Raw genomic sequence first — 14,145 nt, 5'->3', positions numbered from 1 at the left:
CGCAGGCCTATAATCGGGCCGGACGCGTGGCATCGAGCCCGCCCGCGCGTCGGTTGACCGGGAACACACCGCGTGTCGCACGACATCACCACCTTGCTGCACTCATGGCGCGCCGGCGACCTGCAGGCGCGCGAGTCGCTGTTCGACTCGGTGTACGCGATGCTGCGCGAGATGGCCGCCGCGCGTCTGGACCGCGGCCGCGGCGACGCGACGCTGCGGCCGACGTCGCTGGTGCACGAGGCGCTGTTGCGGATGCTGGGACGGGACGTGGGTTTTGCCGACCGTGCCCACTTCTTCGCCCTGGCGGCATTGAAGATGCGCGCGGTGCTGGTCGACCATGCCCGCGCCCGCGCCGCTTCCAAGCGCGGTGGCGATGTGGTCAATGTGACTCTGTCGCACGCGGACCTGCAGGGCGGGCCGGTGCAGGACACCGGCGTGTACGACGTGCTTGCCCTGCACCAGGCGCTGGAACGGCTGAGCGGCCATGACGAGCGTGCCGGCCGGGTGGTGGAACTGGCCTACTTCGGCGGCATGTCGCACGAGGAGATCGCGACCGTGCTGGATGTTTCGGTGCCCACGGTGGACCGCGACCTGCGCTTCGCCAAGGCCTGGCTGAACCGGCAGCTCGCCGGCTGAGGCGGCGGCACGGTAGCAAGCCGATATCGGCTCAGACTTCGAGCGAGGCCAGGTCGCCCTTGGTTTCCAGCCAGGCCTTGCGGTCGCCAGCGCGCTTCTTGGCCAGCAGCATGTCCATCAGGGCGCGGGTCTGGTCGCCATCGTCCACGGTCAGCTGCACCAGGCGGCGGGTGTCGGGGTGGATGGTGGACTCGCGCAGCTGCTGCGGATTCATTTCGCCCAAGCCCTTGAAGCGGGTGACGTTGACCTGGCCCTTGATTTTCTCGCGCGAAATCTTCTCCAGCAGCAGGCGCTTCTCTTCCTCGTCCAGCGCATAGAACACCTGTTTGCCCACGTCCACCCGGAACAGCGGCGGCATTGCCACGAACACGTGCCCGGCGGCCACCAGTGCCGGGAAGTGGCGCAGGAACAGCGCACTGAGCAGGGTGGCGATGTGCAGGCCGTCCGAATCGGCGTCGGCCAGGATCACCACCTTGCCGTAGCGCAACCCGGAGATGTCGTCCTTGCCCGGGTCGCAGCCGATGGCGATGGCCAGGTTGTGCACTTCCTCCGACCCCAGCACGGTGCCGCTGGCGACCTCCCAGGTGTTGAGGATCTTGCCGCGCAGCGGGAGGATGGCCTGGAAATCCTTGTCGCGCGCCTGCCTGGCACTGCCGCCGGCCGAGTCGCCTTCCACCAGGAACAATTCGGTGCGCGAGAGATCCTGGCTGATGCAGTCGGCCAGCTTGCCCGGCAGCGCCGGGCCCTGGGTGACCTTCTTGCGCACGATCTGCTTTTCGGTCTTCAGCCGCGCGCTGGCGCGCTCGATCGCGAGCTGGGCGATCTTCTCGCCCAGTTCCACGTGCTGGTTCAACCACAGGCTGAACGCATCGTGCGCGGCACCCTCGATGAAGCCGGCCGCCTGGCGCGAGCTCAGCCGCTCCTTGGTCTGGCCGCTGAACTGCGGGTCGGTCATCTTCAGCGACAGCACGAACGAGATCCGGTCCCAGACATCCTCCGGCGCCAGCTTGACCCCACGCGGCAGCAGGTTGCGGAAGTCGCAGAACTCGCGCAGCGCCTCGGTCAGGCCCGAGCGCAGGCCGTTGACGTGGGTGCCGTGCTGGGCGGTGGGGATCAGGTTGACGTAGCTCTCCTGCACCAGGTCACCTTCCGGCAGCCAGGCCGCCGCCCAGTCCACGGTTTCGGTGTCCTTCTTCAGCGCCCCGGTGAACAACTCGGCCGGCAGCAGTTCCAGCCCGGCCAGCGCGCCCTTGAGGTAGTCGCGCAGGCCGTCCTCGTAATGCCACGTGTCGCGTTCGCCGCTGGCTTCGTCCAGCAGGGTCACGGTCAGGCCGGGGCACAGCACCGCCTTGGCACGCAGCAGGTGGCGCAGGGCGCGCAGGTTGAACTTCGGCGTGTCGAAGTACTTCGGGTCCGGCCAGAAGCGCAGGCGGGTGCCGGTGTTCTTGCGCCCGACCGCACCGACGACCTCCAGCGGGGTGGCGCGGTCGCCGTTGCGGAAGCTGAGCCGGTGTTCGCTGCCGTCGCGCTTGATGTGCACTTCCACCAGGGTGGACAGCGCGTTGACCACGCTCACGCCCACGCCATGCAGGCCACCGGAGAAGGTGTAGTTCTTGTTGTTGAACTTGCCGCCTGCATGCAGCCGGGTGAGGATCAGCTCCGCGCCGGGGATCTTCTCCTCCGGATGGATGTCCACCGGCATGCCGCGGCCGTCGTCGGCCACCTCGCAACTGCCGTCCCGGTACAGGGCCACCTCGACGGTCCTGGCGTGCCCGGCCAGGGCCTCGTCCACCGCGTTGTCGATGACTTCCTGGGCCAGGTGGTTGGGCCGGGTGGTGTCGGTATACATGCCCGGGCGGCGCTTGACCGGGTCCAGGCCGGAAAGGACTTCGATATCGGCGGCGTTGTAGCGGCTGCTCATGGAATGCTGCTGGCGGCGCGGGGAAACAGCCTGGAAGTGTGCGGCCTGGTGCCGGTTTTTGCACGTCCGGATGGCGTTCATGCGCACGTGCGGCACGGGCGCGTATAACGGGCGCCGTGCCCGGTGCCGGTCCGGTTCCGGTATGCGGGCGCTGGAAATCCCGCGCCGTCGCCACCATCCTGTGGTGGCAACCCCATCCGGGCGTGGTGATCGGCCCCAGCGAAGGAGGAACACATGAACCGACATCTGTTGTGGAGCGTAGTGGCCGTGGTGGCGGCCGCCGTCGTGGCGGTGCCCCTGCTGGCGCAGTCCCAGGCCCGGCCGTCGCAGGACCCGCAGGGCGCACTTGCCGAGCACAAGGCCCAGGAACAGCGCGAGCGCGACGAGGATGCCGAGCGCGCCAAGCGCCGCGAAGCCGCCCGCAGCGGCAAGGACAGCCGCGACAAGGCCCGGCCGCAGCGCGAAGAGGAAGAAGAGGAGCGTGCCCGCCGCTGATCGCGGCGGCAGCTGCAAGACGCCTGCAAGACGCCTGCGGCCGGGCATTTGCGGGCCGCGCGCCGCGTTTCCGGGCGGGGGCCGGCTTGGGCAATGCCGGGCCAGCCGGTAGACTATGGGTTTCCGGAGCCCCGCCATGACTCCCCTGATATTCGTGACCGGCGGTGTCGTGTCCTCGCTAGGCAAGGGCATCGCCGCCGCGTCGCTTGCGTCCATCCTCGAAGCCCGTGGCCTGAAGGTCACGATGATGAAGCTGGACCCCTACATCAACGTGGATCCCGGGACGATGAGCCCGTTCCAGCACGGCGAGGTGTACGTCACCGACGACGGCGCCGAGACCGACCTGGACCTGGGCCACTACGAGCGCTTCGTGCGCACCCGCCTGAACCGCAGGAATTCGGTCACCACCGGCCGCATCTACGAGGCCGTGATCCGCAAGGAGCGCCGCGGCGATTACCTCGGCGCCACCGTGCAGGTGATCCCGCACATCACCGACGAGATCAAGCGCTGCATCGACGAGGCCACCGAGGGCTTCGACGTGGCCCTGGTGGAGATCGGCGGGACGGTGGGCGACATCGAATCGCTGCCGTTCCTGGAGGCGATCCGCCAGATCCGCGCCGAGCGCGGCCCGGACAAGGCGCTGTTCATGCACCTGACCCTGGTGCCGTACATCGCCGCGGCCGGCGAGTTGAAGACCAAGCCCACCCAGCACTCGGTCAAGGAGCTGCGCTCGATCGGCATCCAGCCCGACGTGCTGCTGTGCCGCAGCGAGCAGCCGCTGCCCGATGGCGAGCGGCGCAAGATCGCGCTGTTCACCAACGTGTCCGAGCGCGCGGTGATCTCGGTGCAGGACGTGGACGTGCTGTACAAGCTGCCGCTGGAATTGCATGCGCAGGGCCTGGACACCCTGGTGGTGGATCGCCTGCGGCTGCCTTCCAGCCAGGCGCCGGACCTGGGCGAGTGGGAGGCGGCGGTCGATGCAACGGTGCGCCCGGTCGACGAGGTCACCATCGCGGTGGTCGGCAAGTACGTGGATCACAAGGATGCGTACAAGTCGGTGGGCGAGGCGCTCAAGCACGGTGGCCTGCGCCAGCGCACCCGGGTCACCCTGAAGTGGCTGGAGGCGCAGGAGCTGGAGGGCAGTGACATGTCCGCCCTGGCCGACGTCGATGGCGTGCTGGTGCCCGGTGGTTTCGGCGACCGCGGCTTCGAGGGCAAGGTGCTCACCTCCCGCTACGCCCGCGAGCACGGCATCCCGTATTTCGGCATCTGCTACGGCATGCAGGCGGCGGTGGTGGACTACGCGCGCCACGTCGCCGGGCTGGAGGGTGCCAACAGCACCGAGAACGACAAGCAGTGCGAGCACCCGGTGATCGGCCTGATCACCGAGTGGCGCACGGCCAGTGGCGAGATGGAACTGCGCAACGAGGGTTCGGACCTGGGCGGCACCATGCGCCTGGGCCTGCAGGAGCAACGGCTCAAGCCCGGCACCCTGGCGCGCGAGCTGTACGGCAAGGACGTGGTGGCCGAGCGCCACCGCCACCGCTACGAGTTCAACAACCGCTACCGCACCCAACTGGAGGACGCGGGCCTGGTGATCTCGGCCAAGTCGATGGACGACCTGCTGGTGGAGATGGTCGAGCTGCCGCGCAGCGCGCACCCGTGGTTCCTCGCCTGCCAGGCGCACCCGGAGTTCCTGTCCACCCCGCGCGATGGCCACCCGTTGTTCGTCGGCTTCATCCGCGCCGCGCGCGAGAAGAAGGCCGGCGGCAAGTTGCTGAAGGAGGCGCGGGCATGAAGCTGTGCGGATTCGAGGCCGGCCTGGACCGGCCGCTGTTCCTGATCGCCGGCCCCTGCGTGATCGAATCGATGCAACTGCAGCTGGACGTGGCCGGCCGGCTCAAGGAGATCACCGCGCGGCTGGGGATGAACTTCATCTTCAAGTCCAGCTTCGACAAGGCCAACCGCACCTCCGGCACCAGCTTCCGCGGGCCCGGCCTGGAGGAAGGGTTGAAGGTGCTGGCCGAGGTGAAGAAGCAGGTCGGCGTGCCGGTGCTGACCGACGTGCACGAGTACACCCCGCTGGACGAGGTGGCCTCGGTGGTGGACGTGCTGCAGACCCCGGCCTTCCTGGTGCGCCAGACCGACTTCATCCGCAATGTCTGCGCCGCCGGCAAGCCGGTCAACATCAAGAAGGGCCAGTTCCTTTCGCCGTGGGACATGGCGCCGGTGGTGGAGAAGGCCAGGTCCACCGGCAACGGGCAGATCATGGTGTGCGAGCGCGGCGCCAGCTTCGGCTACAACAACCTGGTCAGCGACATGCGCTCGCTGAGCGTGATGCGCCAGACCGGATGCCCGGTGGTGTTCGACGCCACCCATTCGGTGCAGTTGCCGGGCGGGCAGGGCACCAGTTCCGGCGGCCAGCGCGAGTTCGTGCCGGTGCTGGCGCGTGCGGCGGTGGCCGTGGGCGTGGCCGGCCTGTTTGCCGAAACCCACCCCGACCCCTCCAAGGCCCTGTCCGATGGCCCCAACGCCTGGCCGCTGGACCGGATGGAGGCGCTGCTGGAAACGCTGCTGGAACTGGACGCGGTGACCAAGCGCCACGGCTTCGCCGAACAGGCGCTGTAAGCCTCCGCCGTACCTCCCCGCCATAACCCCCCGCCGTACCTCCTCGCCGCAACCCCTGTTGTAGGAGCCGGTCTTGCCGGCGACCGTGGAGGCGGGTGGACCATTCGCCGCCAAGTTTCGCGCGAACGCATCCACCGTGGCGGTCGCCGGCAAGGCCGGCTCCTACAGGGGCTGCCGATGCTTTCGCCGGCAACCGACCGGTGGTCCGCAAAGTGGCGCAAATCCGGCAGGCCAGGCCGCGCTCCGCTAAACTCTCGTCCGACTCCACCCCACCGGACGTTTGCGCTTCCATGACCAGCATTGCCAAGATCCACGCCCGCGAAATCCTCGACAGTCGCGGCAACCCCACTCTCGAAGCCGAGGTGACCCTGGCCGACGGCTCCTTCGGGCGCGCCGCGGTGCCGTCCGGCGCTTCCACCGGCACCAAGGAGGCCGTGGAACTGCGCGACGGCGACAAGACCCGCTACCTGGGCAAGGGCGTGAAGAACGCGGTGGCCAACGTCAATGGCCCGATCGCGCAGGCCCTGGCCGGCCTGGACGCGGTTGACCAGCAGGGCCTGGACCGCCGCCTGATCGACCTGGACGGCACCGAGAACAAGGGCCGCCTGGGCGCCAATGCGCTGCTGGGCGTGTCGATGGCTGCTGCGCACGCGGTCGCCGCTTCGAAGAAGCAGCCGCTGTGGCAATACCTGTCCGGCATCACCGAATCCGACGTCTGCCTGCCGGTGCCGATGATGAACATCATCAACGGCGGCGCGCATGCCGACAACAACGTCGACTTCCAGGAGTTCATGGTGCTGCCGGTTGGCGCCGGCTCGTTCTCCGAGGCGCTGCGCACCGGCACCGAGATCTTCCATTCGCTCAAGTCGGTGCTCAAGGGCCACGGCCTGAGCACGGCGGTGGGCGACGAGGGCGGCTTCGCCCCGGATTTCCGCAGCAATGTCGAAGCCCTGGACACCATCCTGGAGGCCATCGGCAAGGCCGGCTACACGGCTGGCGAAGACGTGCTGCTGGGCCTGGACGTGGCGTCGTCGGAGTTCTTCGACAACGGCAAGTACCACCTGGTCGGCGAGAACAAGCGCCTGACCAGCGAGCAGTTCGTCGACTTCCTGGCCGACTGGGTCGCCCAGTACCCGATCATCACCATCGAGGACGGCCTGGCCGAGGACGACTGGGCCGGCTGGAAGCTGCTGACCGAGCGCGTGGGCAGCAAGGTGCAGCTGGTCGGTGACGACCTGTTCGTGACCAACCCGAAGATCCTCAAGCAGGGCATCGATTCGGGCACCGCCAACGCGATCCTGATCAAGGTCAACCAGATCGGCACCCTGACCGAGACCCTGGATGCCATTGCCATGGCGCACAAGGCCAACTACGCCTCGATCGTGTCGCATCGCTCCGGCGAGACCGAGGACACCACGATCTCGGATATTGCCGTGGCCACCACCGCGACCCAGATCAAGACCGGCTCGCTGTGCCGCAGCGACCGCGTGGCCAAGTACAACCAGCTGCTGCGCATCGAGGAAGCGCTGGGTGCCTCGGCACGCTATGCCGGCCGCGACGCGTTCATCTCGCTCAAGCGCTGACGCGAAGACGCCATGCGCATCCTGCGCTGGGTGCTGCTGGGGCTGGTGCTGCTGCTGGGATGGCTGCAGTACCGGCTCTGGTTCGGCGCCGGAAGCGCAGGCGAGGTGACCGCGCTGGCGTCCCAGGTGGATGCCCAACGCCGCGAGAACCAGGGCCTGGAGGAGCGCAACCTGGCCCTGGCCGCCGAAGTGCGCGACCTCAAGGAAGGCGTGGCCGCGGTCGAGGAGCGCGCGCGCAGTGAGCTGGGCATGATCAAGCCCGGCGAAGTGTTCTACCGGGTGGTCGAGGATCCCACGGTGCCCAGCCCGGCACCGCCTGCCCCGGTGGAGGAGGACTGATGCCCCAGGTCTGGGCCGTGGTGCCTGCCGCCGGGCGCGGTACCCGCTTCGGCGGAGAGGTGCCCAAGCAGTATCTCGATGTCGCCGGCCAGCCGGTCCTGGCCCACACCCTGGACGCGCTGCTGGCGCACCCGGCGGTGGCCGGCGCGGTGCTGGCCCTGGCCGCGGACGATCCCTGGTGGCCGGGCTGGCACGAGCATGCCGGCAAGCCGCTGCTGACCTGCACCGGCGGCGACAGCCGCGCGGCCTCGGTGCTGGCCGCGCTGGCCGCGCTGCCCGATGCGGTGCGCGGCGACGATTTCGTGCTGGTCCACGATGCGGCACGGCCGAACCTGGCGGCCGGCGACCTGGAGCAGTTGCTCGAGCGTGGGCGCGCCGACCCGGTCGGCGCGATCCTGGCCGCGCCTGTGCGCGACACACTCAAGCGTGCCGGCGACGATGGCGGCATCGATGCCACCGAGCCGCGCCAGCGCCTGTGGCGCGCACTGACCCCTCAGCTGTTCCGGCGCCTGCAGCTCACGCGCGCCCTGCAGGCGGCGGCGGCGGCCGGGATCGAAGTGACCGACGAGGCCATGGCGCTGGAACACCAGGGCCTGCGCCCGTTGCTGGTGGAAGGCCGCGAGGACAACTTCAAGGTCACCACCGCCGCCGACCTGGCCCGGTTCGAGTTCGAGCTTGCGCGCCGGGGCGGGGAGCACCCGTAGAAGCAGCTTCGGCGCGACCGCTTGCCGGCGTGCATGGCCGTGCCTGCGAAGGCGGATCGCCTCCCCGCGCCTCAGGGCGCGCGCGCCGCGTACACGCCGAATACCGCACCGGTGAAGCCGCCGGCCCTGGCCGTGCTCAGCAGGGTGCCGTCCAGCCCTTCGGCCAGCGTGTGCCACTGCCCGGGCACGGTCGCGTATTCGAAGTCGTACGCCGCGCCGCGTGCGCGGATGCGCAACTGCACCGGCGCATCGGTGGTTGCCAGCGGCGCGGCCAGCAGGCGTTCGCCACCCGGCGCCGCATCGCGCCGGTCGCGCCGGAACAGGGCCACCACCGGCTGCCCGCGTTCGCGCGTCACCGCCAGCAGGTACCAGGCATCCTCGTTCTGGAACGCTGCCAGGCCGGCGATGTCGCCGTCGCGTCGTGGCACGAAGCGCAGCGAGGTGCTGGCGTCGGCGTCCTGGTGCTGTTGCCGGCGCGCCAGGAACGAGGGATTCGCACGCTCGCCCAGTTGCACGGCGCGCGCGCGCAGGTGCAGCGCGCCGCCCTCCAGCCGATACCACGCCTGGCGCGGATTGCGTACCGTCATCCAGTGCAACGGCAGGCGCGTGCCATCGAAATCGTCCTCGATGGCGAACCCGCCGGACGTCGGCAACGCGGCGCTGCCGGCGGGCAGGTCCGGCGCATCGAGCACGTAGGCAATCACCTGTGCCGGCGTGGTGATGCGCGGCCAGCCATCCTCCCACTGCACCGGCAGCAGGAAGGTCTCGCGCCCGGTGTTGACGAAATGGCCGCTCAGCGGCGGGTACGGGCGGTTGCCCAGGAACAGCGCCCACCACTGGCCGTCGGGCGTGTCCACCAGATCGGCATGCCCGGCCGAGGTGATGGGGAAGGGACGCTCACGCGGCAGGTCGTTCTGGGTGAGGATGGGATTGGCGGACCACGGCGTGTACGGCCCGGTGACCGTGCGGCTGCGCAGCACCACCTGGCGGTGGCCTTCGCCGGTGCCGCCCTCGGCGGCAATCAGGTAGTACCAGCCGTCCTTCTTCAACAGGTGCGGGCCTTCCACGTATTCGGGCCGCTCCTCCGGCACCACCCCACCATCCAGCAGCACGCTGCGCGGGCCGATCGTGCGCATGCTGGCGGGATCGAACTGCTGCAGCCAGATGGCGCGGTGGCCCTCGTAGCGCAGCGGCCCGTCGGGCACGTCGTTGTTGACGATCCAGGCGCGGCCGTCGTCGTCGAAGAACAGCGACGGATCGATGCCGCCGGCCAGGTCCGGCAGCCAGACCGGGTCCGACCACGGCCCGGCCGGGTCGGTGGCGGTGATGATGAAGTTGCCGCCGCAGGCCGGGAAACAGGTATTGGCAATCCAGAAGCGGCCATCGTGGTATTCGATCGCCGGCGCGAACACCCCGTTGACCAGGTCGTGGCTGCCGAAGTCCAACTGGTCGGGCCGATCGATGGCGTTGCCGATCTGGGTCCAGTTCACCAGGTCGATGCTGTGGAAAACGGGGATGCCCGGGAACCAGCCGAAGGTCGAGGTGACCATGTAGAAGTCATCGCCCACCCGCACCACGCTAGGGTCCGGATGGAAGCCTTTCAGCACCGGATTGCGGAACTGGCCCGGCGCCGGGGCATGCACGGCATCGGCCGGGTCGCTGCCCTGGTAGTGGAACCAGTCGAAGGCCGCTTCCAGGTCCGCGCCCGGGGCGGCGTGCGCGGGGGGCGAGCCGGCCACGGCGGCCAGCAGGAGGGCACAGGTGATGCGGAACAGGCCCATCGGGTGACTTCTCGCGTCGGATGCGGCGCAGGCCGCGACGCAGGCGACCGTAGCAGCCCGGATACGGGGCATGGCAGGGCTTCTGCGCGGGAATAGCTGGCGTCGGGGGCACGCGGCACGTCGCCGCTATCATGTCCCGATGAAGGCACGTCTGATCGCCACCGGCGAGCGCGCCCCGCCGTGGGTCGCCGAAGGTTTCGTCGAGTACCGAAAACGGCTCTCGCACTGGTTGCCCCTGGAACTGGTGGAGGTGGAGCCCGGCCTGCGCGGCAAGGGCCGCGACCCCGTGCGCGCGATTGCCGACGAAGGCCGGCGGGTGCTGGCGGCGCTGCCGAAGAATGCGCACGTCGTGGCCCTGGATGTTCCCGGCAAGGCCTGGACGTCCGAACAACTGGCGCAGCGGATGGAGCACTGGCGCGGGCAGGGCCGCGACCTGGCCTTCCTGATCGGCGGACCCGAGGGCCACGCCCCCGACGTCCTGGCCGCCGCAACCGAGTCCTGGTCGTTGGGTCCGTTGACCCTGCCGCACATGCTGGTGCGCCTGGTGGTGGCCGAGCAGCTCTACCGGGCCGCCGCGCTGCTGGCCAACCACCCGTATCACCGGGGCTAGACGCCATACGGCCCAGGATGCGCGCCAGATGTTGACCTGGCTCAAGAAGTGGCTGCGTGACGCTACTGTTCCTCCATACCCTGTGGTATGAACCGTGTGCTGGGACACATTACCGATCCCTGCCTGGCAGGCGTAACCCACTTGGGCACCAGGTCTAACGAAACTTTAATTTTCACATGAAAGGGTGTAGCCTCTCGACACCCTGCTATTCGGCACCCTGTCTTTCGACACCGGGCAGGCCTACGACGACGACGGCCATGGCGGCCACAACGGAGAGCACAAACTATGAAGAGTGAAATGCGGAGGAGAGTCCTGAAGCGAACCGCGCTGGGTGTGGCACTGGGTATGTGCTTCGCCGGTGGCGTCCAGGCCCAGTCCAACGTGACCGGCAGCATCTTCGGTGTCGTGCCGTCTGAAACGGGCACCACGGTAGTCGTCCAGAACATGGATACCGGCCAGAGCCGCACCCTTGGTGTGGACTCGGCGGGTCGTTACCGGGCGTCGGACCTGCCCAACGGCAATTACCGGGTGACGCTCCAGAAGGATGGCCAAACCGTCAGCACGCGCGAGAACATCCTGGTCACCATCGCCGGTGGTACCGAGGTCTCCTTCCACGGTGACATCCAGAACCTCAACCGCGTTGAAGTGCTGGGCACCACCGTTCCGGCGCTCGACGTCTCCCAGGTCGACACGCGCACCGTCTTCACCGCCGAGCAGCTGAGCAAGATCTCGGTCGGCCGTGACGTGGCGAGTGTGGCGCTGCTGGCACCCAGCGTCGTGCGCAGCGACAGCTACCTCAGTGACAGTGGCAGCACTATTCCGAGCTTCGGCGGTGCGGCTTCGTCCGAGAACGCGTACTACATCAACGGTTACGCGGTCACCAATCCGCTCACCTCGCTCGGCTTCACCACCCTCCCGTTCGATGCGATTTCGCAGCAGCAGGTCCTCACGGGCGGCTACGGCGCCGAGTTCGGTCGTTCGACGGGCGGCGTGATCAATATCGTCACCAAGCGCGGTACGAACGAGTGGAAGGGTGGCATCTACTCCATCTGGAGTCCGGAATCCCTGCGCGCAAGCCCGCGCAACACGTACTTCCCGGATACCGGCATGCATGGTCCCGACCATCCGAATCCGGCCAAGCGAACCGACGGAACGCTCTATCAGTACCGCAACAAGAACCAGTACTGGGAACAGACCACCGGTATCTACGTCGGCGGCCCGATCATCAAGGACCGCCTGTTCATCTACGCCGATGCGGAGCAGAGCCGTCGTGATGGTTCGGGCGTGGCCAGTACCAGCCAGGCGGGTGCGACCACGCCGGACGCCTATCGCGACTACCAGTGGGATTTCCCGCGCTGGGCCGCGAAGATCGACTGGTACATCACCGACAACCACCTGCTCGAGTTCACCGGCGTGTCCGATGTCACCGAGTACGAGTCGGTCGGTTACACGTACGACTACGCGACGTTCACGCCGGGCACCGTGCAGAACGCCGGCACCAAGAACAAGGATGACGCGAAGCTGTACATCGGCAAGTACACCGGCTACCTGACCGACAACCTGACGGTCTCGGCACTGTACGGCCAGCAGAAGATCGAGCATTCGGAAGACCCGTGGGGTTACGACCCGAGTTGCCCGCGCACCTCCTCCAGTGCCGCATCACGACATCCGTCGATTCCTGTCGCCAACTATTCGGGCTGCTGGACCGCCGCGAGTGTCGGCATTCCGGGTGCCTACGACGAAACCGAAGGCTGGCGACTGGACGTCGGCTACCGCATCGGCAACCACGACATCCGCATCGGCTATGACTCCATGGACGCCGAGTCCTTCACCGGCAGCGAGTACGGCGGTGGCTTCGTGTGGGTGTACTCCCGCACCGACAATCCGACCGCACCGATTGACGGGTCGCATGGCATCGGCTCGCCTGCATCCGCCGGCGGGTTCGGCCCGGATGGCTACTACGTCCGTCGCCAGTACTACACCCAGATCGCGACGGTCAGGACCGAGCAGCAGGCGCAGTACATCGAGGATCGCTGGCAGGTCACCGACAATTTCCTGCTGTCACTCGGCCTGCGCAACGAGCAGTTCAGCAATTTCACTGGCGGTGGCGAGAAGTACGTGAGCCAGCGCAACCAGTGGGCACCGCGCATCGGCGCCTCTTGGGACGTGTTCGGGGATTCCACCCTGAAGCTGTTTGCCAACGCCGGTCGCTATCACCTGGCGCTGCCCAACAACGTGGCCGTGCGTGCGGCGTCCGGCTCGCTGTACACCCTTGAGTACTTCACCTACACCGGTGTGGACGCAAGCGGCAACCCGACGGGCCTGACGAATGTGCCGGTGACGGACGTGGGCTACCTGTGCCCGGGCAGTTCGACCGTCATGGCACCGAACCTGGAATGCGGCAACTCGCCGGATCCGCGCACCGTGGCGGCCGTCAACCTCAAGTCCCATTTCCAGGACGAGTTCATCGTCGGTATGGAGCAGGACCTGGGCAACAACCTGGCCTGGGGTGCGAAGCTGACCTATCGTGACCTGAAGAGCGCCATCGACGATACCTGTACTCCGGCGCTGAGTGGTGGCTGCTTCATCTTCAATCCGGGCGTGGGCAACACGTTCTGGGAAGAGCAGGCCGATGGCGGCTTCCAGCAGGTGCACTACAGTGCCCAGCAGCTGGACCTGCCGCAGCTGAAGCGTCGTTACTATGCCGTGGACCTGTTCCTCGAGCGCGCCTTCGCCAACAATTTCTACGGCAAGGTCGAGTACACCTTCTCGCGCAACTACGGCAACACCGAGGGTCAGCTGGCTTCCGATCTGGATACCGGTGCTGGCGGTCAGGAAGACGTGTCGGTGACCCAGGACTGGGATCTGCCGCAGCTCATGGTCGGTGCCAACGGTCCGCTGCCGAACCACCGCAAGCACCAGCTGAAGGCGTTCGGTTACTACGAGTGGTCGCCTGAGTGGCGTACCGGTGCCAGCCTGATCATGGCGTCCGGCCGCCCGCGTTCCTGCACCAGTTACTACCCGACCGCGGATGCAGGCCTGTACAACGGCTCGTATTACTACTTCTGCGGCCTGGCTGGTACGGGTACGCCTCCGGGTGCGCCTGGCTATGTCGCGCCGTCGGCCGACTATCGGTTCGCGTCGCGTGGCTCGGCCGGCAACAACCCCTGGACGTTCCAGCTCAACCTCAACGTGGCCTATGTTCCGAACTGGGCCAACAACAAGCTGACCTTCCAGCTTGACGTGTTGAACGCGCTGAATCGCCAGGTGTCGGGCGTGTGGTACGGCAAGTACTCGGAGAACCGCGTGACTCCGGACCAGCGTTTCGGTCAGGAACTGCTGTTCTCGCAGCCGCGTACGATCAGGGTGACCACGCGTTACGACTTCTGATCCCGCGCACCGTTACTGCTACAGATTGCCGCCGGCTTCATGCCGGCGGCTTTTTTTG

At 67.8% G+C, this 14,145-nt stretch carries 11 protein-coding genes; 9 read left to right on the top strand and 2 right to left on the bottom strand.

What is annotated here, in order from left to right; all coding sequences use genetic code 11:
• The first annotated feature begins 72 nt into the window (after positions 1 to 72).
• Positions 73 to 636: an ECF-type sigma factor gene (locus tag ACEJ41_RS09550; protein WP_374012048.1), complete on the top strand. Its 564-nt coding sequence runs from the start codon at positions 73 to 75 to the stop codon at positions 634 to 636.
• 31 nt (positions 637 to 667) lie between these two features.
• Here ACEJ41_RS09550 and parE read toward each other — a convergent pair whose 3' ends face one another.
• The gene (gene parE, locus ACEJ41_RS09545; protein ID WP_374012047.1) at positions 668 to 2,557 is read right to left on the bottom strand and encodes a DNA topoisomerase IV subunit B; all 1,890 of its coding nucleotides are present in this window, start codon (positions 2,555 to 2,557) and stop codon (positions 668 to 670) included.
• 234 nt (positions 2,558 to 2,791) lie between these two features.
• On the opposite strand from parE, the gene ACEJ41_RS09540 reads away from it, so the two are divergent.
• The 6 genes from ACEJ41_RS09540 to ispD all read left to right on the top strand — a co-directional run bounded on the left by ACEJ41_RS09540 (position 2,792) and on the right by ispD (position 8,306).
• Positions 2,792 to 3,052: a hypothetical protein gene (locus tag ACEJ41_RS09540; protein ID WP_374012046.1), complete on the top strand. Its 261-nt coding sequence runs from the start codon at positions 2,792 to 2,794 to the stop codon at positions 3,050 to 3,052.
• A gap of 136 nt (positions 3,053 to 3,188) precedes the next feature.
• A complete protein-coding gene (locus ACEJ41_RS09535) occupies positions 3,189 to 4,850 on the top strand; it encodes a CTP synthase (protein WP_374012045.1) in 1,662 nt (553 codons plus the stop codon).
• Positions 4,847 to 5,680 carry a 3-deoxy-8-phosphooctulonate synthase gene (kdsA, locus tag ACEJ41_RS09530; RefSeq protein ID WP_374012044.1) on the top strand — a complete coding sequence of 278 codons (834 nt, stop codon included), beginning with the start codon at positions 4,847 to 4,849 and terminating at the stop codon, positions 5,678 to 5,680. The genes ACEJ41_RS09535 and kdsA overlap by 4 nt, the downstream gene beginning before the upstream one ends.
• Before the next feature lie 290 nt (positions 5,681 to 5,970).
• Positions 5,971 to 7,263, top strand: coding sequence for a phosphopyruvate hydratase (gene eno / locus ACEJ41_RS09525; RefSeq protein ID WP_374012043.1), 1,293 nt, complete (start codon positions 5,971 to 5,973; stop codon positions 7,261 to 7,263).
• Between the two features lie 12 nt (positions 7,264 to 7,275).
• Entirely contained in the window at positions 7,276 to 7,602 is a 327-nt protein-coding gene (ftsB, locus tag ACEJ41_RS09520; RefSeq protein ID WP_374012042.1) for a cell division protein FtsB, read from the top strand.
• On the top strand, positions 7,602 to 8,306 hold the full coding sequence (gene ispD, locus ACEJ41_RS09515; protein ID WP_374012041.1) for a 2-C-methyl-D-erythritol 4-phosphate cytidylyltransferase: 705 nt from the start codon (positions 7,602 to 7,604) through the stop codon (positions 8,304 to 8,306). Before ftsB ends, ispD begins: the two co-directional genes overlap by 1 nt.
• Before the next feature lie 71 nt (positions 8,307 to 8,377).
• Here the strand turns inward: ispD and ACEJ41_RS09510 are convergent, their stop codons facing one another.
• Entirely contained in the window at positions 8,378 to 10,087 is a 1,710-nt protein-coding gene (locus ACEJ41_RS09510) for a glycoside hydrolase family 43 protein (RefSeq protein WP_374012040.1), read from the bottom strand.
• A gap of 139 nt (positions 10,088 to 10,226) precedes the next feature.
• Between ACEJ41_RS09510 and rlmH the strand changes: the two genes are divergently transcribed.
• Positions 10,227 to 10,697 (top strand): 23S rRNA (pseudouridine(1915)-N(3))-methyltransferase RlmH, encoded by a 471-nt coding sequence (gene rlmH, locus ACEJ41_RS09505; protein WP_374012039.1) that lies wholly within the window; start codon positions 10,227 to 10,229, stop codon positions 10,695 to 10,697.
• A gap of 297 nt (positions 10,698 to 10,994) precedes the next feature.
• Positions 10,995 to 14,087, top strand: a complete 3,093-nt coding sequence (locus tag ACEJ41_RS09500; RefSeq protein WP_374012038.1) for a carboxypeptidase regulatory-like domain-containing protein — start codon at positions 10,995 to 10,997, stop codon at positions 14,085 to 14,087.
• Positions 14,088 to 14,145: the final 58 nt, after the last annotated feature.

The organism is Pseudoxanthomonas koreensis (assembly GCF_041890415.1).
Taxonomy (GTDB): domain Bacteria; phylum Pseudomonadota; class Gammaproteobacteria; order Xanthomonadales; family Xanthomonadaceae; genus Pseudoxanthomonas; species Pseudoxanthomonas koreensis_A.
This window is presented reverse-complemented; position numbering and strand designations above follow the sequence as displayed.